17 protein-coding genes and 1 tRNA gene are annotated in these 22187 nt (G+C 60.6%); 11 read left to right on the top strand and 7 right to left on the bottom strand.

Annotated elements, in window-relative coordinates; all coding sequences use genetic code 11:
• From ACZM8Y_RS10460 to ACZM8Y_RS10450, 3 genes are all read right to left on the bottom strand, one after another.
• Entirely contained in the window at nt 1-1530 is a 1530-nt protein-coding gene (locus ACZM8Y_RS10460; protein WP_482334275.1) for a primase-helicase zinc-binding domain-containing protein, read from the bottom strand.
• 268 nt (nt 1531-1798) lie between these two features.
• On the bottom strand, nt 1799-3406 hold the full coding sequence (locus tag ACZM8Y_RS10455) for a DNA primase family protein (protein WP_482334278.1): 1608 nt from the start codon (nt 3404-3406) through the stop codon (nt 1799-1801).
• 463 nt (nt 3407-3869) lie between these two features.
• A tRNA-Arg gene (locus ACZM8Y_RS10450) sits at nt 3870-3946 on the bottom strand.
• A gap of 247 nt (nt 3947-4193) precedes the next feature.
• On the opposite strand from ACZM8Y_RS10450, the gene ACZM8Y_RS10445 reads away from it, so the two are divergent.
• The 7 genes from ACZM8Y_RS10445 (at nt 4194) to ACZM8Y_RS10415 (ending at nt 13156) form a co-directional block, all read left to right on the top strand.
• The gene (locus ACZM8Y_RS10445) at nt 4194-5084 is read left to right on the top strand and encodes a tRNA (adenine-N1)-methyltransferase (RefSeq protein ID WP_479858302.1); all 891 of its coding nucleotides are present in this window, start codon (nt 4194-4196) and stop codon (nt 5082-5084) included.
• A gap of 15 nt (nt 5085-5099) precedes the next feature.
• Nucleotides 5100-7115: an ABC-F family ATP-binding cassette domain-containing protein gene (locus ACZM8Y_RS10440; RefSeq protein WP_479858303.1), complete on the top strand. Its 2016-nt coding sequence runs from the start codon at nt 5100-5102 to the stop codon at nt 7113-7115.
• 30 nt (nt 7116-7145) lie between these two features.
• Nucleotides 7146-7736 (top strand): TrmH family RNA methyltransferase, encoded by a 591-nt coding sequence (locus ACZM8Y_RS10435; RefSeq protein WP_005027481.1) that lies wholly within the window; start codon nt 7146-7148, stop codon nt 7734-7736.
• Nucleotides 7737-7857: 121 nt separating this feature from the next.
• Entirely contained in the window at nt 7858-8337 is a 480-nt protein-coding gene (locus tag ACZM8Y_RS10430) for a hypothetical protein (protein ID WP_302551994.1), read from the top strand.
• A gap of 432 nt (nt 8338-8769) precedes the next feature.
• Complete coding sequence (locus tag ACZM8Y_RS10425; protein ID WP_302551993.1) at nt 8770-10857, top strand: sodium-translocating pyrophosphatase; 2088 nt, start codon at nt 8770-8772, stop codon at nt 10855-10857.
• 102 nt (nt 10858-10959) lie between these two features.
• The gene (locus ACZM8Y_RS10420; RefSeq protein ID WP_479858305.1) at nt 10960-11796 is read left to right on the top strand and encodes a deoxyribonuclease IV; all 837 of its coding nucleotides are present in this window, start codon (nt 10960-10962) and stop codon (nt 11794-11796) included.
• Nucleotides 11797-11977: 181 nt separating this feature from the next.
• Entirely contained in the window at nt 11978-13156 is a 1179-nt protein-coding gene (locus tag ACZM8Y_RS10415) for an iron-containing alcohol dehydrogenase (RefSeq protein WP_479858306.1), read from the top strand.
• Between the two features lie 251 nt (nt 13157-13407).
• Here ACZM8Y_RS10415 and ACZM8Y_RS10410 read toward each other — a convergent pair whose 3' ends face one another.
• The 4 genes from ACZM8Y_RS10410 to ACZM8Y_RS10395 form a co-directional block, all read right to left on the bottom strand.
• Entirely contained in the window at nt 13408-13701 is a 294-nt protein-coding gene (locus ACZM8Y_RS10410; RefSeq protein ID WP_479858307.1) for a hypothetical protein, read from the bottom strand.
• A 158-nt stretch (nt 13702-13859) separates the two neighbouring features.
• Nucleotides 13860-15287: a sodium:solute symporter family protein gene (locus ACZM8Y_RS10405; RefSeq protein ID WP_479858308.1), complete on the bottom strand. Its 1428-nt coding sequence runs from the start codon at nt 15285-15287 to the stop codon at nt 13860-13862.
• Nucleotides 15280-15429, bottom strand: coding sequence for a hypothetical protein (locus tag ACZM8Y_RS10400; protein WP_302552007.1), 150 nt, complete (start codon nt 15427-15429; stop codon nt 15280-15282). The genes ACZM8Y_RS10405 and ACZM8Y_RS10400 overlap by 8 nt, the downstream gene beginning before the upstream one ends.
• Nucleotides 15430-15685: 256 nt before the next feature.
• Nucleotides 15686-16114 carry a nucleotidyltransferase substrate binding protein gene (locus ACZM8Y_RS10395; RefSeq protein ID WP_308771379.1) on the bottom strand — a complete coding sequence of 143 codons (429 nt, stop codon included), beginning with the start codon at nt 16112-16114 and terminating at the stop codon, nt 15686-15688.
• Between the two features lie 167 nt (nt 16115-16281).
• On the opposite strand from ACZM8Y_RS10395, the gene ACZM8Y_RS10390 reads away from it, so the two are divergent.
• The 4 genes from ACZM8Y_RS10390 to ACZM8Y_RS10375 are packed head-to-tail and all read left to right on the top strand — an operon-like array spanning nt 16282 to nt 22146.
• On the top strand, nt 16282-17679 hold the full coding sequence (locus ACZM8Y_RS10390; protein WP_302551987.1) for a TolC family outer membrane protein: 1398 nt from the start codon (nt 16282-16284) through the stop codon (nt 17677-17679).
• Nucleotides 17680-17702: 23 nt separating this feature from the next.
• Nucleotides 17703-19919, top strand: a complete 2217-nt coding sequence (locus tag ACZM8Y_RS10385) for a type I secretion system permease/ATPase (RefSeq protein WP_302551986.1) — start codon at nt 17703-17705, stop codon at nt 19917-19919.
• A 10-nt stretch (nt 19920-19929) separates the two neighbouring features.
• Nucleotides 19930-21306 (top strand): HlyD family type I secretion periplasmic adaptor subunit, encoded by a 1377-nt coding sequence (locus ACZM8Y_RS10380; protein WP_479858311.1) that lies wholly within the window; start codon nt 19930-19932, stop codon nt 21304-21306.
• The gene (locus ACZM8Y_RS10375; protein WP_482332967.1) at nt 21307-22146 is read left to right on the top strand and encodes a transglutaminase-like cysteine peptidase; all 840 of its coding nucleotides are present in this window, start codon (nt 21307-21309) and stop codon (nt 22144-22146) included.
• Nucleotides 22147-22187 lie beyond the last annotated feature (41 nt).

The following is a 22187-nucleotide window of genomic DNA, read 5'->3' as shown; positions in this document are numbered from 1 at the left end:
TTAGCCCCAGATAGACAAAAAGTTCCGTGAAGTTATCTCATAATCCCTATGCCCTGACAGCCAATCCCATATAGCGGCGGACTCGCTTTGGAAGCTCATGAACGCCTGCATGTCATCCGGATGTGCCGCCGCCCACCTGTGGTCATAGCGCCATTCCCAGCCGCCGTTGCCGTCGCGGACGAACCGGATGGGCTTGCCGCGCCAGATCCGGGCGAGCGTGAGCACGTCAGCGGGGATGTCCCTTCTTTCAAGGTAGTCCGGAAGAATAAGACTATCCTCTCCCTCAGCGGCAACAGTTCCATCGGGCAAAGCTCCCATTGGCTCCGGTTCCGGCTGCGCTTGCGGTTGGGGCCCTGACTCTGGAGCCGTCAGCGGGCAGGATGCCGGACAGCCGCCGCGGAGCCATTCCCGGATGTCCACGCCCTTGGCAAAGGCTTCCCCCGGGTCCTTTCCGGCGGGGACGGGCCACAGCTTGGCTTGGGGGTAACGGTCGCGCCACCAGCGCCAGTTCGAGGCCGTAGGGATGTCGCCGTCGGGCTTTGCGTCCCAATCCATGACCATGAGGATTCTGGCCGCTGTGGAGAGGGTCGCGTGGGCCACGGCGTCGGGCTTGCCGGAGGCCGTGAGGATGGCGAGCGCGCCGATTTTTCCCCCGCAGGCGTGGTGGATGAGCATGGCGTCAAGCTCGGATTCGACCACGGCCCACGTCGCTAGCTCTGGAGCGACGCCGATGGGGGCGAGCCGTAGCGGGGCCGAGTAGGGCGGCGCGGGCTGGGCGATGAGGATGTACTTGTCTTCACCCTCGGCAAGGTCGGCATTGCGCTTGCGGATACGGACGCGCAGGGCTTGCGTGTGGCCGTCGTCGCCCCAGCAGGGGATGGTGATGCCACGGGGGATGCGCAGCGCCCGGACAGGCTTGCCGTCGCGTTCCTTGGGCGGCAGGCCGAACGCGGCGCGCTGGCGGTAGAGGTATTTCCCGGTGTTGTCCTCTCCCCCGATGTAGCCCAGCCCGTAGCGCTGGACGGCCTCGAACGGCAGGCCACGCTTGGCGAGATAGCTCAGGATGGATGGCGTCTCCAGAAGGCGGGCATGGGCCTCTGTGGCCAGCTTGGTGGCCTGTGTGAGCCATGCCTCCGGAGGCGGGGCGTAGGACGTCGGCGTCCACGTATCCGTGCCGTGGGCGGTCAGGGGGCGCAGGGGGCGGTATCTGCGGCGCTCTTCCTGCGTGCGTTCGGGGAGGTCAATCCGCAACTCCTCGCACGCCTCCCGAAATGTCAGCCCTCCAGCCCACGTCAGCAGATCGATGGCATCGCCGCCTTCTTGACAGTGCCGGGGGCAGGCCCATGTCCCGGTGATCCCGTGCTGCATGGCGAGCGCCCCGCCGGGCTGTTCGGGGAAGACGCAGAAGCGATCCGTTCCGCCGCACTTCGGGCAGGGGGAATGATACTCACCGCCGGAGCGTGCGCTGGCCTTCTTGATCTTGGTCCCGTCCACATAGCGGCGCAGGATATCGAGTATGATGTCGCTCATCGGTTCAACCCTCCCACGCTCCCATGAAACTCCCAACCAATGATTGCCTTCAATATCCTATCTTTCTTATCTTTCTTTCTCTTTATGGGAGTATGGGAGGATATACACACAGCACACAAATACGCACATGATCGCGCATGTGCGCACGGGGAGATTAAGGTGTGTATCCTCCCACGCTCCCATTTTGAAAAAAGAGTATTCCTTACCGCATGGTTACAAAATATGAACGCCGGAATTTCGTGGGAGGATGGGAGGATAGGCCGAGCAATCATGACTTCCTCCGGCTATTCTTCTCCTGCTCTTCCAGCAGATCGTCGTTGTACTCTTCCAGAATTTCAGGCTTGACCACGACACCCAAGTAGTACATGACACTGCTCTTTTTGGTGAATATCCCCTTCTTTTCCAAGGCTGGAGTGAACTTTTTGGGCGTGTACGGGTAGGAGTTGCCCAGAATTTTCTTGCACCACCAGTTGCAGGCCTTGAGCAGATCGGCAGCTGGGGTTCTGGTTTCGTAGTCGCGAGAGCCGGTCGGCGGTTCTTCGATGAGACAGCACTCCTTCAGGAATCGCCCGATGTCGTCCTGAGCCGCCATCTGGGCCTCCGTAAAGCGCAACACCTTCTCCGGGATGCGTAGTCCGTTGGCGAGCACGTCCATGCAGCCGCGCACCATGAGCGCAAGGATGCCAGAACGTTCGGCCTCCAGCTTTTTCCCCATATGACGGTCAATTTGCCGCTCCCATTCACGGGTCGGGTTGGGGACGAATTTGACCGGCCATTCGATGAACAGGGTACGGGCGTTGAAGCCGTCGTCATCCGTGTCCATTTTCGGCACATAGTTCGTGAGCAGGATCATCAGCGCCGACTGTTTCCACGAGGTCATGTACTTGTCGTTGATGCCGCGGGCCGTAATGAACCCGCCGCCGGTGAGGTCCTTGATCTTGGCTTGGTCAAGTGACTGGCGGGCATTTGCTTCCGAAGCGTAGGCGATTCGTGCTCCGCGCAGGGCCAGCAGCTCCGGCTCGGGGCGGCTGGGGTCTCGAGGAAACTTCTGTTCGATGAGAAGGGATACCCCCATACGGGCATGTATCTGATCGCCGAGGATGCCCTTGATGGTGTTCATCAACGTATCCTTGCCGTTTCGCGACAAAGGGCCGTACATGATGGCCCAGATGTTCAGGAACTTGTCGCCGAGCAGCCCGTAACCCAGCAGACGCACGATGAAGTCGGCCATCTCCTGATCATCATTCATGCACGAGAGCAGATAGTGTTGGAAATTGGGACAGGGCGTATCAAGGCCAGTCCACTCCGTCGGGATGGCGTTGAGCATGTACTGCTCGGGTTTTCCGGGACTGCATTCGCCGGTACGCAGGTCCACGACGCCGGAGGGAGTCGCCAGATGGTAGTGCTGCTGATCAAGATCGTTGGCCGCAACAACCGGCGGATTGTAGATGGACGTCGCGCACTCAAGCACCTCTTTTCGACCGGCAGCCGTGCGGAGCTTGTCGATCCGGGAGCGCATCGTTTTGGAGAGAGGCGACTTGTCGTCCTGCCCCGTTTCGACGATGGCGTTCTGATAGGCCGCGCACACCTGCTCGACGTCAGCCAAGGCCCGGCGGGAAAGGAGGTCAATGTCCCAGTGATGCCCAGACCAGTACAGCCACTTGTCCCATTCGGGGATATAGGCATACCGGCCCCGGAAAAGGGTCACGAAGAGATCGGCATCGCCGACACGGTTGCGCCGGAGCCGGTCAATCACGAACCACGGGTCGAGTTTTTCTTCGGCCTTCACGGCGGGCAATTCCGCAGCCTTGGCGATGGCTAGGGCGCGCTCCTCAACCAACAGTTGGATCTCTTTGGGGGACAGATCCTGCGTCATGCGATGGCTCCAATGGCAAGGTGTGCATTTTTCCATGAAAGAATTCCATAGATCGCGGCCAAACTCCGGGATGCACGCACCCTTGCGCCGGGCAAAAGCGGGGAAGGACCCAAAAGGCCGAGGGCCGCTTGGGAACTTTGGTCCGTTTTCGGGTGTATGGGGGAAAGGGGGAGCGTAGCGGAGACGGCTGCCGCGCAGCCTTCAGAAAAAGGAAGCGCCCGCAAGTTCCCTAGGCCGTGGGGCGTGGAGGCTGCATGAGCCTTGCCCTGAGCAAGGGAACGTGCGGGCGCACATTCGAGATGGCAAACCAGAATGACGGCAGGGTCATTCTGTGCCGAAGAAGGGCCTCGGGACGCCATCATATGGATAAGACTGGCCGCAAAACGGGCAACCAGTGGGCAACCAAGGCCGGAAACGACAAAGAGGATACATACACTATGGTATGTATCCTCTTGAAATCTATTGGTGCGCCAGGGAGGAATCGAACCCACGGCCCGCAGCTTAGAAGGCTGCTGCTCTATCCAACTGAGCTACTGGCGCAAACATGACAACGACAGTCTGTACAGCAAGGCTTCCCAGAGGTCAAGCCTGATCTTGCGCATTTTGCAAGGCTTGGGAAGGGCGGGCGGCATGAGCCGGAGCGGGCGGGGCATCCCGGCGAAGAATTCACAGGCGGAAAGGGGCGTCCGCCATTGCTTTCAGGTTGACTGTGGGCTATCCCCTCTGTACGCTTCGGCGCGTTTGGAGTATGGCCTTTACTTTTAGCGAATGAAACCAAGGAAAATTCATGCCCGCATACGGAGATCTCGTTATTATTGTTACCCCCAAGGGGAAGCGGAGCTTGCGCCGCGTTGATGAAAATCAGGACATGCACACGCAGGACGGCATCCTGCGCATGGCCGATGTGGTCGAAGCGCAGTTCGGTTCCGAAGTCTGTACGACGCTCGGTGTGCCGTACCGCATCCAGAAGCCCACGCTGAATGATATCGTCAAGGGCGTCAAACGCCAGACGCAGATCCTCTATCCCAAGGATATCGGGTATATCTGTATGCGTCTCGGCGTGGGCCCGAACCGCACGGTCATCGAAGCGGGCACCGGATCGGGCAGCCTGACCGTGGCCCTGTCGTGGTTCTCCGGCCCGACCGGAAAGGTGCATACGTTCGAGGCCAGGGAGGAATTCCACAAGCTCGCCCGGCGGAACCTGGAGTGGGCCGGTGTGGGGCAGAACGTGACCATGCACTGTCAGGACATCGCGGAAGGCTTCGGCGACGTGACCGGCGCGGACGCCCTGTTCCTTGATGTGCGGACTCCGTGGGACTACTTGAAGCACATCCCCGCCGCCGTGACGCCCGGCGCTGCGCTGGCGTTCCTCCTGCCCACCGTGGATCAGGTCGGCAAGCTCCTCCTTGGTCTGGAGCAGGGGCCCTTCGACGACGTCGAAGTCTGCGAAATCCTCGTGCGCCGCTGGAAGCCCATCGCGGATCGTCTGCGCCCCGAAGACCGCATGGTCGCCCATACCGGTTTTCTCATTTTCGCCCGCCATCAGGAACGCTCGGCGAAGTGGGACGAATGCCGCACCGCGTCGCTCGGCACCCGTGAACGCAAGCAGGAAGCCGCGCGCCGTGAGCGTCTGGGGCTGGACGACATGGAGACGGCCTCCGAACAGATTGATGAATAGCATTCCCATCGCATTATGAAAATAACAATCCAAAATCTTTCCAAGGCCTTCGGCGGTCGGGACATCTTCTCCGACTTCTCTCTGGACATCGACTCCGGTGTTCGCCTTTGCGTGTGCGGGCCCAACGGCTGCGGCAAGTCGACGCTTATCCGTATGCTGGCGGACGCCGATGCCCCGGATTCCGGGCGCATCATCATGCCGCGCGGCTGCCGGGTGGGGTACGTGCAGCAGGATCTGGACGAGGCCGTGCTGGACACGCCGCTGCTCGAATGGGTGGTGGACGTCCTGCCGGACTGGCATGACTTCTGGTCCGCATGGGAAGCGGCGGCGGCCTCCAAGGACGAGGCCGCGATCGCGCGCCTCGGTGCGCGGCAGGCCGAGCTTGAGGCCCTGTACGGCTACAATCCCGAGCACAAGGCGCAGGCCGTGCTGTCCGGTCTGGGATTCGACGAGAGCAAGTGGCACCTGCCGATCAAGCAGCTGTCCGGCGGCTGGCGCGAGCGTGCAAAGCTGGCCCGGGTGCTGGTCGCCGGGGCCGACGTCCTGCTGCTCGACGAACCGACCAACCACCTCGACATCGAGGCGGTGGAATGGCTGGAAGATTTTCTCATGGATTACAAGGGCGCGCTGGTCTTCGTGGCCCACGACCGCGTGTTCATGGACCGGATCGGGACGCACGTGCTGTACCTCGGCGGCTCGAAACCTGTTTTCCGCAAGGCGACGTTCAGCCAGTTCGTGGAATTGCAGGAAGAGCTTGAGGAGCAGAGGGAGCGCGAGGCCCAGCGCCTGAACGCCGAAATCGAGCGCAAGATGGATTTCGTGCGCCGTTTCGGAGCCAAGGCGACCAAGGCCCGCCAGGCCGGATCGCGCCAGAAGATGGCGAAGAAGCTTGAGAAGGAGCTGGAAGGCTTCCGCCCGGAAGCCAAGCGCAAGGAACTCAGCTTCAAGTGGCCCGAGTCGCCCAAGGCCGACAAGACCATCCTGTCCGTGGCCGATCTCGCGTTCGCCTTCCCGGACGGCGTGAGCCTCTGGCCTCCGCTGACGTTCACGATATACCGGGGCCAGCGCATCGCCCTCGTGGGGCACAACGGCTGCGGCAAGTCGACGCTGCTCAAAATCCTCGCGGGCCGTCTGGAGCGCAAGGGCGGGACGCAGGTCATGGGCTCGCTGGTCAAGATGGGCTACTACAGCCAGCACCAGACGGAGCTCCTGAACAGCTCGGGTACGGTGCTCGGCGAAATCCGGCGGCTTTCCGATCCCCGGATGACGGAAGAGGAGCTCATGAGCGTCCTCGGGCTGTTCCTGCTCGGGCAGAACTATTTCGACCGGCAGGTGAGCAGCCTGTCCGGCGGCGAGCGCAGCCGCCTCGTGCTGGCGTCGCTGTTCCTCGCGCGCGCCAACTTCCTTGTGCTCGACGAACCCACCAACCACCTGGATCTCGAAAGCCGCGAGGCGCTGGTCGAGGCGCTGAACGCCTTTGACGGGACACTGCTGATGGTGGCCCACGACCGGTATCTGCTTTCGGAAGTGGCTGACGAGGCGTGGTCGATGGCCGAGGACGGGATCACCGTCTATAAGGAAGGGTTCGCCGAATACGATGTTGCGCGGCGCGCGGCGCTGGCGGCGTCCAAGGCCGGGAAGGAAAGGGAGAGGGACGCCGGGCGGAAGGCCGAGGGCCCCGTCCCCGGCAAGGCGCTGGACCGGGAAGAGCTGAAGCGCCTCAAGCGCGAGCAGGCCGAGCAGCGCAATGCCCTCTATAAGAAGATGCGCCCCAAGCAGGAGGCGTATGCCAAGCTGGAAACGCAGCTTGAGGCGTTGCTGACCGAGCAGTCGGACGTCGAGGCCGCGCTGGCCGACCCCGAGGTATACGCCGACGGGAACAAGACGACGGAACTGCTGAAGAAGTTCAGCCAGTTGAAGGAATCAAGCGAACAGGCGCTGGAGAAGCTCGGCGAACTGGAAGCCGAGCTTGCGGAACTGGAAGCGCAGCGCGCCGCCTTGTCGATGAACGGCGGCGGGGATGAATTGTAGGCGTTCAGCCTGAAGAGTAAGGAGAATCTTGTGGCCAGAGAAATCACCGAGCGCCGCCGGGCCAAGCTGGAACGGGTACTGCGCTGGCGTCAGAAGGATCTGACGCTGGTGTTGGCGAATATTCACGATCCGCATAATGTTTCGGCCATCTACAGGAGCGCCGACGCGTTTGGGGTTGCGGCGCTGCACCTCTATTATACGGATACGGCGTTCCCGGAGCTCGGCAAGAAAAGTTCCGCGTCCGCCCGCAAGTGGGTGGAAAGCGTCCGGCACCGCAGCGCCGAGGAACTGTACGCGGCTCTCAAGGCGGGCGGGCATCAGATCCTCGCCACGAGCTGCACGCCGGAATCGAAGCCCCTCGGGGCCTACGACTTCACGAAGCCCACGGCGGTCATCATGGGCAACGAGCACAGCGGCGTTCCCGCCGAATTGAACTCGCTGGTGGACGGCGAGGTGTACATCCCGATGTACGGCATGATCCAGAGCTTCAACGTCTCCGTCGCCGCGGCCGTCATCCTGTCGGAAGCCTCGCGCCAGCGGGTGCAGGCGGGCATGTACGACCGCCCGAGCTACCCGCCGGACGAGCTCGCCGCCCGCCTTGAGGCATGGATAGAAAAATGAGCCGGGTCTGTCATTGACCTTTCTCCGTTCTATTGGGTAAAAGAGGTGGAAGGCTTGGGGAAAGCGGGTCCCCCTGCCCGATAGGAACGGTCGGAACATGTCCTGCAAGATGGGGAACTTCATGAATCTTCGCGTGTTCGCTTTGCTTGGCGTCCTGCTGCTTGCCGGGTGTTCGGGGCTGTCCGTGCGGCATCTCCCGAGCAATCCGTGGAAAAATGAGGCGTCCCAGAACATCCAGATGCGTTACCTTGCCTTCCAGTATCAGGTGATACCGGTGGGCAATGAGCTTGGGATCGTCGCCGAGGCCTATCCGGTCGTCGACAAGCTCCCTGATTGGGCTTCGTGGTACGGCGAGATTCTGTTGAGCGTCTACGTTTCGGACGAATACGGCAGGGTTCTGGCCTCGAAGGATACTGTGCTGGTTCCCCGACCGCTGAACCGTGAAGCCGGGCTTCCGCTTGAGGTCAGCCTCGATTTGGGGACGAACCGGCATCAGCCGCTTTCCATTTCCTTCGGGTACCGTCTGGTGCTGACGGACACGCAGCCCGACAGCGGGGCGGGGCGGCGGATTCTGGTATCGGAAAGGGCGCTTGAGAAATAGGTTTTTCACATCTGTATTGATGGAAAGGGGCGGGCCGGTGTTGACGGCCCGCCCCTTTTTATGCGAGGAGAGGCGGCTGTTTGTCCCGGCAAGAGGGAGATCATAATTGCCGGGAGCCGTTTTTTCTGGAAATGGCCGCATCGTTTCGGATGGGGAAGGGTGGCTTAAAGGGACATGCAAGGGGGAAGGCTGGAAAGCTCCGGCGGAAGGGGGTTCCCCGGTACCCGGCCTGATTTTTGCTTGCCAGTGCCTTTATTTTTGAGTAACATTTTCCGATTCCATTGATACGGTCAGTGTTTTTGAGATGCTGTACCTCGTACGGGCTTCCCGGTTCCGGTCGGGAGCTCGGTTGCGTGTTTTCCGGCATGTCGCGTCCGCCGGAAGGCGCGATGCGGAGGGGGAGCGTCCTTATGTTCACTTTTAAAAAGCGATATGCGGGGTTCTGAGATGTTCTCATTCATCGTGGTATTGGCTTGCGGGCTGTTCGCCCTCTACTATGCGTATGATACCTCCAAGCGCGTCTTCTCCGCCGGTACCGGCACGGAAGAAATGCAGAAGATTGCTGGCGCTATTCAGGAAGGCGCTCAGGCGTACCTGAACCGTCAGTACAAAACCATCGCCATCGTGGGCGTGATTGTGGCCGTGCTTCTGGCGTGGGCCCTGTCCGGCCTTGTGGCGCTGGGTTTCGTGCTTGGCGCGGTGCTGTCCGGCGCCGCTGGCTACATCGGCATGAATGTTTCCGTGCGTGCCAACATCCGTACCACTGAAGCCGCCCGTCAGGGTATGACCCCCGCCCTCAACGTGGCTTTTCAGGCCGGTGCTGTGACGGGCCTGCTGGTCGTGGGCCTTGGCCTGCTTGGTGTGGTTCTTTATTACGGCCTGTTGACCATGTTCGGCGTGGAACAGAAGACCATGCTTGAAGCCCTTGTGGCCCTCAGCTTCGGCGCTTCCTTGATCTCCATCTTCGCCCGTCTTGGCGGCGGCATCTTCACGAAGGGCGCTGACGTGGGCGCCGACCTCGTGGGCAAAGTCGAAGCCGGCATTCCCGAAGACGACCCGCGCAACCCCGCCGTTATCGCCGACAACGTGGGCGACAACGTGGGCGACTGCGCCGGTATGGCCGCCGACCTTTTTGAAACCTACGCCGTGACTGTGGTCGCTACCATGCTGCTTGCCGCCATCTACTTCACCGGCGAACTCCAGCACCTAATGATGATGTATCCCCTGCTCATCGGCGGTGTGTGCATCCTCGGCTCCGTGTTCGGCACCAAGTACGTCCGCCTCGGCTCTGACAACAACATCATGAAGGCCCTGTACCGTGGTCTGACCGTCGCCGCTCTGGCTTCCGCCGGTCTCATCATCGTTGTGACCTTCCTGCTGTTCTGGGGCGCTCCTGAAATGCAGATTCAGGGCAAGGTCTTCGGCGTGGGCAACCTGCTGATGTGCTCCCTGACCGGCCTCGTGATCACCGCCGCGCTGGTGTGGATCACCGAATACTACACCGCCACCTCGTTCCGTCCCGTCCGCAGCATCGCGCAGGCTTCCACCACCGGCCACGGCACCAACGTCATTCAGGGCCTCGCCGTGTCCATGGAATCCACCGCTCTGCCGGTCATCGTGATTTCCATCGGCATCCTGTTCTCCTACAGCAACGCCGGCCTGTTCGGTGTCGCCATCGCCGCGACCACCATGCTCGCCCTCGCTGGCATGATCGTCGCCCTTGACGCCTACGGCCCTGTGACTGACAACGCTGGCGGCATCGCTGAGATGTCCAACCTGCCCAGCGAAGTCCGTGAAGTCACCGACGCCCTCGACGCCGTGGGCAACACCACCAAGGCTGTGACCAAGGGCTATGCCATCGGTTCCGCCGCGCTCGCCGCTCTGGTGCTGTTCGCCTGCTACACCGAAGACCTCGGCCGTTTCTTCCCCAACCTGAACGTGGCCTTCTCCCTGCAGGATCCCTATGTCCTTGTCGGTTTGTTCCTTGGTGGCCTGTTGCCGTATCTGTTCGGCGCCATGGGCATGATGGCCGTGGGCCGCGCCGGTTCCGCCGTCGTGGTTGAAGTGCGTCGCCAGTTCCGCGAAATCCCCGGCATCATGGAAGGCACCGCGAAGCCGAACTATGGCGCCGCCGTGGATATGCTGACCAAGGCCGCCATCCGTGAAATGATCATGCCCTCCGTACTCCCGGTCTTCGCCCCGATCGTCGTGTACTTCATCATCGACGCCTTCGGTGGCCAGAGCGCCGCGTTTGCGACCCTCGGCGCCATGCTGATGGGCACCATTGTGACCGGCCTGTTCGTCGCCATCTCCATGACCTCCGGCGGCGGCGCGTGGGACAATGCCAAGAAGTTCATTGAAGACGGTCATCACGGCGGTAAGGGTTCCGACGCGCACAAGGCCGCCGTTACCGGCGACACCGTGGGCGACCCCTACAAGGACACCGCTGGCCCGGCTGTTAACCCGATGATCAAGATCATCAACATTGTTGCTCTGTTGCTGCTTCAGGCCCTTGCCTAAGCCTTAGAGACTCAGGGCCATTATCGCGAAGCGCCCCGGTGGGATTGACCGCCGGGGCGCTTTGTGTTTCTGATACGGGATAGCCATTCGGGAAGGTTCGCCATGCTGCATATCGGGTGTCACTTGTCCAGTTCCAAAGGGTATCGCCACATGGGGGAGGAAGCACTCTCCATCAAGGCGGATACGTTCCAGTTTTTTACGCGCAACCCAAGGGGGAGCAAGGCCAAGAAAGCGAACCCCAAGGACGCGGAGGCCCTGCGCGGCCTGATGGAGGGGCACGCATTCGCGCCTGTTCTGGGGCACGCGCCCTATACACTGAATGCATGTGCGCTTGATGAGGGGCTGCGGGCATTCGCGCGGGAGGCCATGCGTGAGGACGTGATGACGCTGGATACGTATCTGCCGAATATGCTGTATAATTTCCATCCCGGCAGCCATGTGGGGCAGGGGATCGAGGCGGGTATGGCGCTCATCGTCGAACTGCTGGATGCAATCCTGCGCCCGGAGCAGACTACCCGCGTCCTGTTGGAAACCATGTCCGGCAAGGGGACGGAGGTCGGGAGCCGTTTCGAGGAGCTGGGGCATATCCTCCGCTCGGTATCGCTGGACGGCAAGATGGGCGTGTGTCTCGACACCTGCCACGTGTATTCGGCGGGATATGACATTGTGAACGATCTTGATGGGGTGCTGGAGCAGTTTGATCGGCATGTCGGGCTGGACAAGCTGTACGCCATCCACCTGAACGACAGCCTGATGCCCTTCGCCAGCCGCAAGGATCGCCATGCCCGCATCGGCGAAGGAACCATCGGGCTGGAGGCGATTGTGCGGATCATCAACCATCCCGCCTTGAGGCATTTGCCATTTTATCTGGAAACGCCCAATGAGCTTCCCGGCTATGCATATGAAATCAGCATATTGCGGGAAGCATGGGTCGAATGACGGCGGGCGCGGCGGTATCCGGCCCTCCCAGGCATTGCCGGGAGGCCGATACGCCGCCTTGCCCCAACCGATTCCGTCCTGCAAAAAGAGGCTCCGGCCCCTTGACTTCGTGCTTTCGTGAAGCACTCTATAGTCGGTTCACCGTGCGCTTTCGCACCGTCCAATTATCAGGGAGAATCATATGAAATTCACCTATTCCATTCCCACCAAGATCCTGTTCGGACCCGGCAGCTTCAACGATCTCGCCACGACGCCCCTGCCGGGCAAGAAAGCCCTTATCGTCATCACCGCCGGGAAGTCCATGCGTGTAAACGGCTATCTGGATCGGCTCATCGACATGCTGGGCAAGCAGGGCATCGGACATGCGCTGTTCGACAAGATCCTGCCCAACCCGGTGTTGCGCCACGTCCATGAAGGCGCGGCGTTGGCCCGTGAGCAGGGTTGTGACTTTGTGATCGGTCTTGGCGGTGGCAGCTCCATTGACTCCGCGAAAAGCATCGCGGTCATGGCCAAGAATCCCGGCGACTATTGGGATTACGTCTCCGGCGGTTCCGGCAAGGGGCAGCCGCTGGTGAACGGTGCCCTGCCCATCGTAGCGGTTGCGACCACGGCTGGCACGGGTACGGAAGCCGATCCGTGGACCGTCATCACCAAAGAAGACACCAACGAGAAGATCGGTTTTGGCTGCGCGGAAACCTTCCCCGTGCTCTCCGTGGTGGACCCGGAAATGATGTTGACCATCCCGGCGCACCTGACCGCCTATCAGGGCTTCGATGCGCTGTTCCACGCTACGGAAGGGTACATCGCGAACGTCTCCACGCCGCTCAGCGACGCCTATGCGCTGAAGAGCATTGAACTCCTCGCCAAATACCTGCCCGCCGCCGTGAAGGACGGATCAGATCTGGAAGCCCGCACGCAGGTTGCACTGGCAAGCACGCTTTCCGGCATGGTCGAATCGACCTCCTGCTGCACATCTGAACACGGTATGGAACACGCCCTGAGTGCCTTCTACCCGAAGCTGCCGCACGGCGCGGGGCTGATTATGCTTTCCGAGGCGTACTATTCGTTCTTTGCCGATAAAGCCCCCGAACGGTTCACGGCTATGGCCAAGGCCATGGGCGTGGTTACGGGGCATCTGCCGGAGGCCGAGCGCCCGATGGCGTTCGTCAAGGCGCTTGTGGACTTGCAGAAGGCCTGCGGCGTTGACGGCCTGAAGATGTCCGACTACGGCATCACAAAGGAAGACATGGCCAAATGCGCGGCCAATGCGCGGCATACGATGGGCGGGCTGTTCGAGCTTGATCCCTATACGCTGTCGCTCGAAGAAACCACACAGATCATGGTGGCCGCCTACAAATAAGTGGACGGTACGCACAAAAAAAGCGCGGGGCATACCGCGCTTTTTTGTGTGCCCATGCGGGTGTCGGCCTCTGAACCTATGGCGTTCACAGGGATCCGGTTTCACGGACACGCTGAACGGCCTCGATCCGCACGGGATTTTTGCAGGGCAGGGCTATCACCCTCTGTGGATTTGAGATTGGAAAATCTGGAAGCCTTCACCGGAAGGCTTGCCCCTTCCCAATGCCTTTCTGCTGATTCTCTCAAAAGCCGCTAGCGGCTGCCGACGTTTTGTGTCTTTTCGATCCAGATAAGGAGTTGCTTGCAGAAGGTTTCGATAGCCTCTTCCGTGATCTCCTTACCTTCAGTAATAGTGTATTGGTTCATAAGCAGGGCGGGCGTCGCGTTTGTGAATCCTTGCCGCGCGATTTCAAGCCCGCAGCCCACGCAGGTGATGCGGGCCTCGACAGCATGTTGCTTCAGATGGCGGTGCAGTGTCCGTTCGGTTTGGGCCATGCGCGTGCCGTTCAGATCCAGGATACGAATATTGATTTCAGGCTGATTCATCAAAGCGATCCTTCAGGTGTGTTTTTTCCGCTATAGCGCTTCGATGTGGAGCCTGCAAGCGTCGTGGCAGAAGTCCCGGCTTTCTTCCGAGTCAAGGGGAAGTGTGGCATCCGCAAGCGCCGGGGCGGACGGCGGGGCCACGCCGCCCACCCTGAATGTTAGGCTCCCTGTTCCAGCGCAGGGGATTCGGACAGGGCGGAAACCGCGATCCAACCTATCCATGAGAAGATGAAGCCGACGAAGAAGGGCGGGATGCCGGCAGCCATGAGGCCGAACTGCGGCCCCCAGATGGCGGTGGGGCCGTAGGCAATCAGGTACCATGCGAGGCAGGAGAGGAACCCGCACGCGGCGCTGGCCCATGCTGCCAAGGGGTTGCGGCGTCCGAAGCGCACGAGGGCGACGTAGGGCACCAGCGCCATCGCGCCGACGATGCTCCAACTGGTGGTGCAGAGCAGGGCGACGAGTTGCCCCTTGATTTGGGCGCACCCACCGCTGACGAGCACGCAGACGGCGATGCCGGTAAACCACGAAAGCCGGCTGCTGGGCCTCCCGCGCAGGTCTTCGGACAGGGCGGACACCGCGATGTGGTAGATGCCGGTGGCCGTCGACAGCGATGCGGAAACGATGGCCAGCACGAAAATATGCAGGGCGAACTCAGGGAGCAGCATCTGGACGAGACGCGGCATGACCTCGTCGGGACTGGCGGCTTCGGGCAGGATAAGCCGGGAGAGCGCGGCCGCGAAGTAGGCCCCGCCCACGAGCACCGTCAGGATGAACATGGCGAGCGGCGTGGTCTTCTTGAGCTGGCGCGGATCGGCGATGGCGAAATGGCGCTGTATCATCTGCGGCTGGGCCCATACCGCGATGGAGGTCACGACGACCAGCGAGAGGATGAACAGCCCCCGTTCCCCGCCTGACAATGAGACGAACCCGTTGTTGGCGAGATCGCTGGGGGGAAGGGCCGCCAGCGCCTGCATGCCTTCCCACGGGCCGCCGACCTTGGAGAAGATGGCCCCCACGAGCATGAGCATGCCCACGAGCATGACGACGCCCTGCATGGCTTCGGTGTAAAGGACGCCGCGCAGCCCGCCGATGAAGACGGTGAGCCCCACGATGATCGCCACCAGCCAGATGAGCGCCCAGACGGGCATGGGGAGGATTTCGGCCAGCAGGAGGGCGGCTCCCTTGATGACGGCCGAGCCGTACACGCCGAGGAACAGGGCGAAGACAAAGGCCATTGCCCTTGTCAGGCTGGGTGAGCCGTGGCCGAGGCCGAGCAGTTGCGCCGGGGTACGCGCGCCGAGGCGTTCCTGCCATTTGCGCGTGGGCCACGCAAGGAAACGGTAGACAGCCCACGTCCCGAACCAGACGTTGCCCGCGGCCACGAGCAGCATTTGCAGGCCGTAGGCATGGGCGAGCCCGCCGAATCCGACGAGCGCCACCGCCGAGATGTAGGTGGCGACGTAGGCGAAGGCCTGCACGCCGAACCCGACGGAGCCGCTGAGCACGGCGTCCTTGCTGCGTCCCTTATGCACCAGAAAGGCAAAGACCGCGAAGTAACCGGCCCAGAGCAGGATCTCAGTCATGGCTGCGCTCCATCCGGCGTTTCGCCGGTTTCACATTGCGGAGAAGCCCAAATAGGGACACCGAAAAGGACACGAACATGGAAACGAGGGCAATTCCCACGGCGCCATCCATAGGCAGGTTGGTCAGGGCGGCAAACATCACGGTTTCTCCCGGCGGTAAAAAGGTACAAAAAAAGCCACCGGCCCTTTGAGGTCGGTGGCTTGTCCTTACTGAACAAAGCTCAATGTGTTGCGGAACGTCTCATTTACGCACAGCACATCCGATCCGGGGCCAGTGGTTGGTATCCCGAATAATAATAGTAAAAGTGCGCAAACGAAACGATCATAACGTAACTCCGTGGGAAAAAGACTCCCACAAAAAGGGAGGCCCCGTCAAGGGGGCGCGGCCGCTTTTTTTGTCATTGCTTTCTTTCCCCGGAGCAAGGATGCTGGATGAGCCAGTCCCGAAGGCGGATGAGTTCGGGGAGGAAACGGGATTCCAGCTCTTCCATGCTTGCCCGGAGCGTTTCCGGCGAGTCGTCCCTCGCAAGCTGGCTCCTGCGTGAAAGCATGTCCATCCAGATGTGCCCGTTAAAGATGATCCGCCTCCGCCACGCGGCGGCAAGGACGGCGGGCGGGGTGGGCACATCGGGAAGGTGCCCTGATGTTGCGAGGTGGTCTTTCATTGCCTTCAAGCCTGCGTCGACGGCAAAACGCATACGGCGTACGGCCCCTTCCTGTTCAAGCTCCGAAAGTGGAGACACTGAAAAGGTTTCTTCTAATCGGTTTAATTTTCTAATAAAGCATTGCAGAGGATCTAAAGGCTGCGTAAATGGGTGAGAGATCATTGTTCCTCTCGGCAAGATCGCGCCAGGGAGCGAAATGTATTTCGCGCTGTACATCGATGTTTCTATCGTGTATACGTTATTCGGTTACTCTTACCAGTAAAAAGAACTTTGAAAGGCACATCGGTAGCTGTAGAGCAAATCCGTCATAATGAAAAGGGGAATAGGGAATGAAGTCTTCGCACTTGAGGATGCTGTTGCTTCTTGGGGGCTTGGGGCTCGTGTGGTCGCCAGAAGCGGCTTTTTCTCAGGAAAAGGCCTCCGCTCAGGCCCAAGCGGGGAAAACGGTCACGGGGGAAGTGACCGTAAAGCAAACCGTTGAGGATACCTTGCAGTCCCACCGCGGCCTGAAGGTCATGCAGGAAAACCTTGACGTCGTCCGTCATGAGCTCCGCAGGGCCAAGGCTGGATGGGGGCCGAGCGTCGATGTCGTGGGGCGTACCGGCGCCAGCCGGCTGAGCAATACGACGACGCGCCCTTTGAATGCCGATAAGGATATGTACGCGGCCAACAGCATCAGCCTTACGCTCACGCAGCCGCTGTGGGACGGTTTCGCCACGCGCAGCCGCGTCCGTACGGGCGAAGCGACGGTCGACTCCATGACTTATCGTGTCCTCGACAACGCCACGTCGTTCGCCCTGGACGCCATCATCGCCCATGTGGATCTGCTCCGCCGCCGTGAAATCCTCCAGCTTGCCAAGGATAACGTGAGGCAGCATGTGGAGATCCTTGATTCCCAGAAGGAACGCGTGGAGCTTGGGGCCGGTTCTTCCGCCGACGTGACCCAGACCAAAGGCCGCTTGGCCCGCGCCCAGAGCACGCTCACCGATGCCGAGGCTTCGCTCCGGGAAGGGGAGGCTTCCTACATCCGTTTGACCGGGAAGCCCGTGCCCGCTTTGCTGGCGGAAGTGCATGTCCCGGACCCCATGTATCCCGATTATGACGCCGTGATAGCGGTCGCCGATAAGAACAACCCGAAGCTGAAGGCCTATATGTCCGACATCAAGGCCGCGCGCGGGGAAAAGGAACTGGCCGAATCCGCCTACCATCCCCAAATCAATTTTGAAGTCGGCCCTTCCTACTCCGACCGCAGCGGCCCCGGCAGCCAGTGGACTTCCGGTATGGACGCCGGGCTTGTCATGCGTTGGAACCTGTTCAACAGCGGCGCGGACAAGGCCGGAACCGAAGCAGCCGAGTCCCGCACGAGGATGGCCACGGAGACGCTGTATAATTTTCATGACGAATTGGCCTTGGAAATCGAAAATACATGGACTCGGTATCTGGCGGCCAAGGAACAGAAGAAGTATTATGAGGAAGCTATCGCCTACAACACGGCGACGCGCGACGCCTACCTTGAGCAGTTCAAGCTGGGTGAAAGAAGCCTGCTTGACGTGCTTGACGCGGAAAGCGAGCTTTTCAACTCCTCCACGGAGTACACGACGGCCAATGGCAACGTGGTTGTCGGCGCGTACAGGCTGTATGCCCTTACGGGCATGTTGCTTCCCGAACTGGGCATCAAGGAAGATCCGCTTTATGAATCGCCCAGAAATCAGCAGGAAAAGCGCTAGGTTCCTGCGTTGAGAGTATCCGCATGGCTGATGTGATGCAGCCCCCGAAAGGGGGAGAGCCCGATATGCCGGAACAGAAGAAGCCTGTCCCGCTGGTCAACGACGGTTTGTCGCCTTCGGATGTGGATTTTATCCCGCCGCTGGTGCATAGCTTGGTTACGTTGCTGCGGCTCCGAGGCAAGTCCGTTTCCACGGCGTTTCTGATGGCGGGGCTGGCCGGGACGGGACGTGTCTCCCCCGGGGCCTGCCTGCACGCGGCAAAGCGTGCGGGGCTTGAGGGGAAGATCGTTTATCGGAAGAGCCTTCAGGACATTTCCACGCTGGTGCTCCCGTGCATCCTCCTGTTGTCCCGTGACCGTTCGTGCGTCCTTACTGCGATGGATGACGGAAAGGCGGAGGTGATTTTCCCGGAAACGGGGGAGGGCGTGCAGCCCGTTCCCCTTCAGATGCTGGCGGACGAGTACAGCGGATACGCTATCTTCGCCACGCGAGAGGCCCGGCTTGACCAACGGGCCGACCGCATCCGGCTTCTCAAGGGGAAGCGCTGGTTCTGGGATGTCCTGCTCTATTACATGCCGATCTACCGCCATGTGGCCTTTGCCAGCGTGGTCATCAATCTGATCGGCGTCATCAGCCCCTTGTTCGTGATGAACGTGTACGACCGCGTGATCCCCAACAACGCGGTGGATACGCTCTGGGTGCTGGCCATAGGCATCCTGATAGCCTACCTTTTCGATTTCCTGCTGCGCAACCTGCGCAGTTACTTCGTCGATGTGGCGGGCCGCAATGCGGACGTCGTGCTTTCCAGCCGTCTGGTGCAGAAAGTGCTGACCATGCGGCTGGACGCCAAACCCGAATCGACCGGCGCACTGGTCAACAACCTGCGCGAGTTCGAGTCGTTACGCGAATTTTTCAGCTCTTCAACCCTGTTGGCGTTTATCGATTTGCCGTTCCTTGTGGTGGCACTGCTCCTGCTGGGATATATCGGCGGTCCTTTGGTGATTCTGCCGTTATGCGCCATCCCGGTGCTCATCATTACGGGCATCGCACTGCAGGAGGTGGGCAAACGCACGGCGGAGCAGGGGTATAAGCAGAATATGCAGAAGAACGCGCTGCTTGTCGAACTGGTCAACGGGCTGGAAACCCTTAAGGCGTGCATGGCCGAAAGCCGGATGCTGCACCTCTGGGAACAGGTAGTCGGTGTCTCGGCCAAAGCCAGCAGCGTCGCCAAAAAGTACAACAACCTCGCCATTACCATTTCCACGCTGGTCACGCAGGCCGTGTCCGTGGGGATGGTTATTTGGGGCGTCTACCTGATCGCCGACGGCGCCATGACGATGGGCGGGCTCATCGGCTCGAACATTCTGGTGGGCCGGGCGATGGCCCCACTGATGCAGATCGCAAGCCTTCTCACCCGGTTGCAGAATTCCCGCATGTCCCTGCAGGCGTTGGATCTGTTGATGCAGCTTCCCTCCGAAGGGCAGAACGACAACGAATACGTCGACTTCGGAAAACTGAGCGCTTCGTTCTCGTTTGAGGATCTGTCATTTGCCTACCCCGGTGCCGAACGCTTGGCTCTCGCGGATATTTCCATGTTCATCAAGCCCGGCGAAAAGGTCGGCGTCGTCGGGCGGATGGGCTCAGGCAAGTCCACGCTCGGCAAGATGCTGATCGGGTTGTATCAGCCTAGGGACGGCGCCGTGAAATTCGGCGGCGTGGACATCCGGCAGCTTGCCGAAGCGGATCTTCGGGGCAGGGTCGGTTTCCTGCCGCAGGACGTGGTGCTTTTTTACGGCACGATTCGGGATAACATCGCGCTCGGCGATCCCACCATCAACGACCAGATGATTCTGCGGGCGTCCACGCTGGCGGGGGTGACGGAATTCATCCGTTCCAACCCGGCCGGTTTCGGGGCGCAGGTCGGCGAGCGGGGCATGGCATTGTCCGGCGGCCAGCGTCAGGCCGTGGCTCTGGCCCGTGCGTTGGTGCGGGACCCGGACATCCTGATCCTCGACGAGCCGACCAGCAACATGGATAATGCGTCCGAGCAGATGATCAAAAACCGCCTCAAAGCGGTAATGGGCAGCAAGACGCTGGTTCTGATCACGCATCGGCTGAGCATGTTGGAACTCGTGGACAGGCTCATCGTTATGGAAGGTGGGCGTATCATTGCGGATGGCCCGAAGAACGAAGTGCTGCGCCGCCTGCGCGAGCAGCCCGCGCCCCGGACCGAACAGTAAGGATTGAGTCATGCCGCAGCAATCTGAAAAACCGCAACAGCCTCAACTCCCAAACGATACCCGCACTCAGGCCATCGGTTCGGAGGAGCTCCCCTACGTCAATGAGGTGGAAGCCGCACTGGCGCGCAAGCCGCGCCTCGGGGCGCGCTTCCTTTCACTGGCTGTCGGGCTCTTTTTCCTCATTTTGGGGATCTGGGCAAATTTTGCCGAAATCGACGAGGTGACCCATGCCAACGGGCAGGTGATCTCTTCGCAGCGCACGCAGATCATCCAGAATCTTGAAGGCGGCATTCTGGGGGCCGTTCTGGTCGGGGAAGGGGAAATCGTCGAAAAGGGCACGCCGCTTGCACAGCTCGACAACAAGCTTGCCGAGAGTCAGTACCGCGACGCCCAGAACAGGATCTTGGAGAATGAGCTTTCGATCATCCGCCTTGACGCCGAACTGAAAGGCGAATCGCCTGTTTTCCCGGAAGAACTCTCGGTTTCGCACCCGCAGGCCATCGCTGATCAGATGGCTATCTTCCACGCCCGCGAACAGCAGCAGAACGCCGAAATGGGCCTGCTGCAATCGCAGTATGAGCAGCGCTCGCGCGAAGTCGAAGAGCTGACCGGCAGGAAACGCCAGACCGAACGCAGCCTTGCGCTTGCCGTTGAACAGCGGAACATCGCCGCGCCGCTGATGCAGCGCAAGATTTATTCCCGCGTCGACTACTTGGGCCTTGAGCAAAAGGTCGTGTCGCTGCAAGGCGATATCGAGTCGCTGGCGTCCTCCATCCCCAAGGCGAAGGCCGCCGCAGAGGAGGCGAAACAGCGCCTGACGCTGCGCAAGGCGGAAATGGAAGCGGAAATCAACGCCGAAATCAGCAAGCGCCGTACGGAACTCAATTCGTTGAAGGAAACCCTCGCCGCCGGCGGCGACCGGGTGACTCGTACCGAATTGAAATCCCCCGTCCGGGGCACCGTCAAGCAGATTTACATCAATACGGTGGGTGGCGTCGTCAAGCCCGGCGAAGCAATCATGGAAATTGTGCCGCTTGACGATACCCTGTTGGTCGAGGCCCGTGTCCGCCCGGCGGACGTGGCCTTCCTTCATCCGGGGCAGAAGGCGATGGTCAAGGTTTCCGCGTACGATTTTTCCATCTACGGGGGGCTTGAGGCCGAGCTTGAGCAGATCAGCGCCGATACGATTGAGGACAAACGCGGCGAGTTCTTCTATTTGGTCAAGGTTCGCACGCATAAGAATGCCATTTCATACCGCAAGGAGCAGTTGCCGATCATCCCCGGCATGGTGACGACCGTGGACATCCTGACGGGGAAGAAGACGGTTCTTGACTATATTTTGAAGCCGATTTTGAAGGCCCGGCAGAACGCCTTGCGGGAAAGGTAAATGATCCGCTGGAGGTGGCTTGGTATTCTCGCGGGCTTGCTTGCATTAAGTATTTTCGTCGGATTGCCGCAACCCGGCGCGTTCGCTTCGAATGACGGCGACGAAATACTTCTCAAGCGGGGTTCCGTCGGTTCGCTCCTGTCAAACAGGAATAAGGCGGGGGATGCCCGGAATGCGGCACCGTCCCAGCCTCCAGCCGCAACCCCGGCCGAGCCAGCGCGGGAACCGGAGGCGCAGGCGGCCCCGGCTGGAAAACGGAAAGAGGGCGGCCCTATACGGCTGTTCGGTACGCTGGAGATGCGGAGCAAGATAGGGAATATGCCGAAATGGACTTCCGTTTTGGAAAAGGAGCGGAAAAATCCGGGATACGTGGCTCAACGCCAGTTCCCCGGACAGGGCATGTGGAAGGACATCAAGGCGAAACTGTCGCGCCTGTCGCCGCTTGAGCAGGCGAAGGCCGTGAACGTGTTGATCAATCGCTGGCCTTACCGTACTGATATGGATGTATGGGGCCTTATGGACTACTGGGCGGCGCCTACGGAGTTTTTTCGGAAGTCGGGCGACTGCGAGGATTTCGCCATCGCCAAGTATTTCGCGCTGCGTGACTTGGGCATTCCCGCTTCCAAGATGCGGATCGTCGTGCTGAAGGATACGCTTCGCAATCTTGACCATGCCGTCCTCGTCTTCTATTCGGACGGGGACGCATGGATACTTGACAATTTGAGCAACGCGGTCTTGTCGCATAGGCGGCTTTCGCATTATCGGCCGCAATTTTCAGTGAACGAGGAGTACCGCTGGGCGCATTTGAAGCCCTCTGCTCCTAAAAAGACGGGCCGTTAGTTCACGGGCTCCGGCTGGGACGTGTAGTGGACAACCATGCA

The organism is Bilophila sp. (genome assembly GCF_057864385.1).
This window is presented reverse-complemented; position numbering and strand designations above follow the sequence as displayed.

Bases quoted from the DNA above. Each gene is read 5' to 3' on its own strand.
- ACZM8Y_RS10410 (WP_479858307.1), bottom strand. From the start codon at position 13,701: ATGAATCAGCCTGAAATCAATATTCGTATCCTGGATCTGAACGGCACG.
- ACZM8Y_RS10375 (WP_482332967.1), top strand. From the start codon at position 21,307: ATGATCCGCTGGAGGTGGCTTGGTATTCTCGCGGGCTTGCTTGCATTA.
- ACZM8Y_RS10440 (WP_479858303.1), top strand. From the start codon at position 5,100: ATGAAAATAACAATCCAAAATCTTTCCAAGGCCTTCGGCGGTCGGGAC.
- ACZM8Y_RS10380 (WP_479858311.1), top strand. From the start codon at position 19,930: ATGCCGCAGCAATCTGAAAAACCGCAACAGCCTCAACTCCCAAACGAT.
- ACZM8Y_RS10455 (WP_482334278.1), bottom strand. From the start codon at position 3,406: ATGACGCAGGATCTGTCCCCCAAAGAGATCCAACTGTTGGTTGAGGAG.
- ACZM8Y_RS10460 (WP_482334275.1), bottom strand. From the start codon at position 1,530: ATGAGCGACATCATACTCGATATCCTGCGCCGCTATGTGGACGGGACC.
- ACZM8Y_RS10395 (WP_308771379.1), bottom strand. From the start codon at position 16,114: ATGATCTCTCACCCATTTACGCAGCCTTTAGATCCTCTGCAATGCTTT.
- ACZM8Y_RS10430 (WP_302551994.1), top strand. From the start codon at position 7,858: ATGAATCTTCGCGTGTTCGCTTTGCTTGGCGTCCTGCTGCTTGCCGGG.
- ACZM8Y_RS10385 (WP_302551986.1), top strand. From the start codon at position 17,703: ATGGCTGATGTGATGCAGCCCCCGAAAGGGGGAGAGCCCGATATGCCG.
- ACZM8Y_RS10420 (WP_479858305.1), top strand. From the start codon at position 10,960: ATGCTGCATATCGGGTGTCACTTGTCCAGTTCCAAAGGGTATCGCCAC.
- ACZM8Y_RS10415 (WP_479858306.1), top strand. From the start codon at position 11,978: ATGAAATTCACCTATTCCATTCCCACCAAGATCCTGTTCGGACCCGGC.
- ACZM8Y_RS10425 (WP_302551993.1), top strand. From the start codon at position 8,770: ATGCGGGGTTCTGAGATGTTCTCATTCATCGTGGTATTGGCTTGCGGG.
- ACZM8Y_RS10390 (WP_302551987.1), top strand. From the start codon at position 16,282: ATGAAGTCTTCGCACTTGAGGATGCTGTTGCTTCTTGGGGGCTTGGGG.
- ACZM8Y_RS10445 (WP_479858302.1), top strand. From the start codon at position 4,194: ATGCCCGCATACGGAGATCTCGTTATTATTGTTACCCCCAAGGGGAAG.
- ACZM8Y_RS10405 (WP_479858308.1), bottom strand. From the start codon at position 15,287: ATGACTGAGATCCTGCTCTGGGCCGGTTACTTCGCGGTCTTTGCCTTT.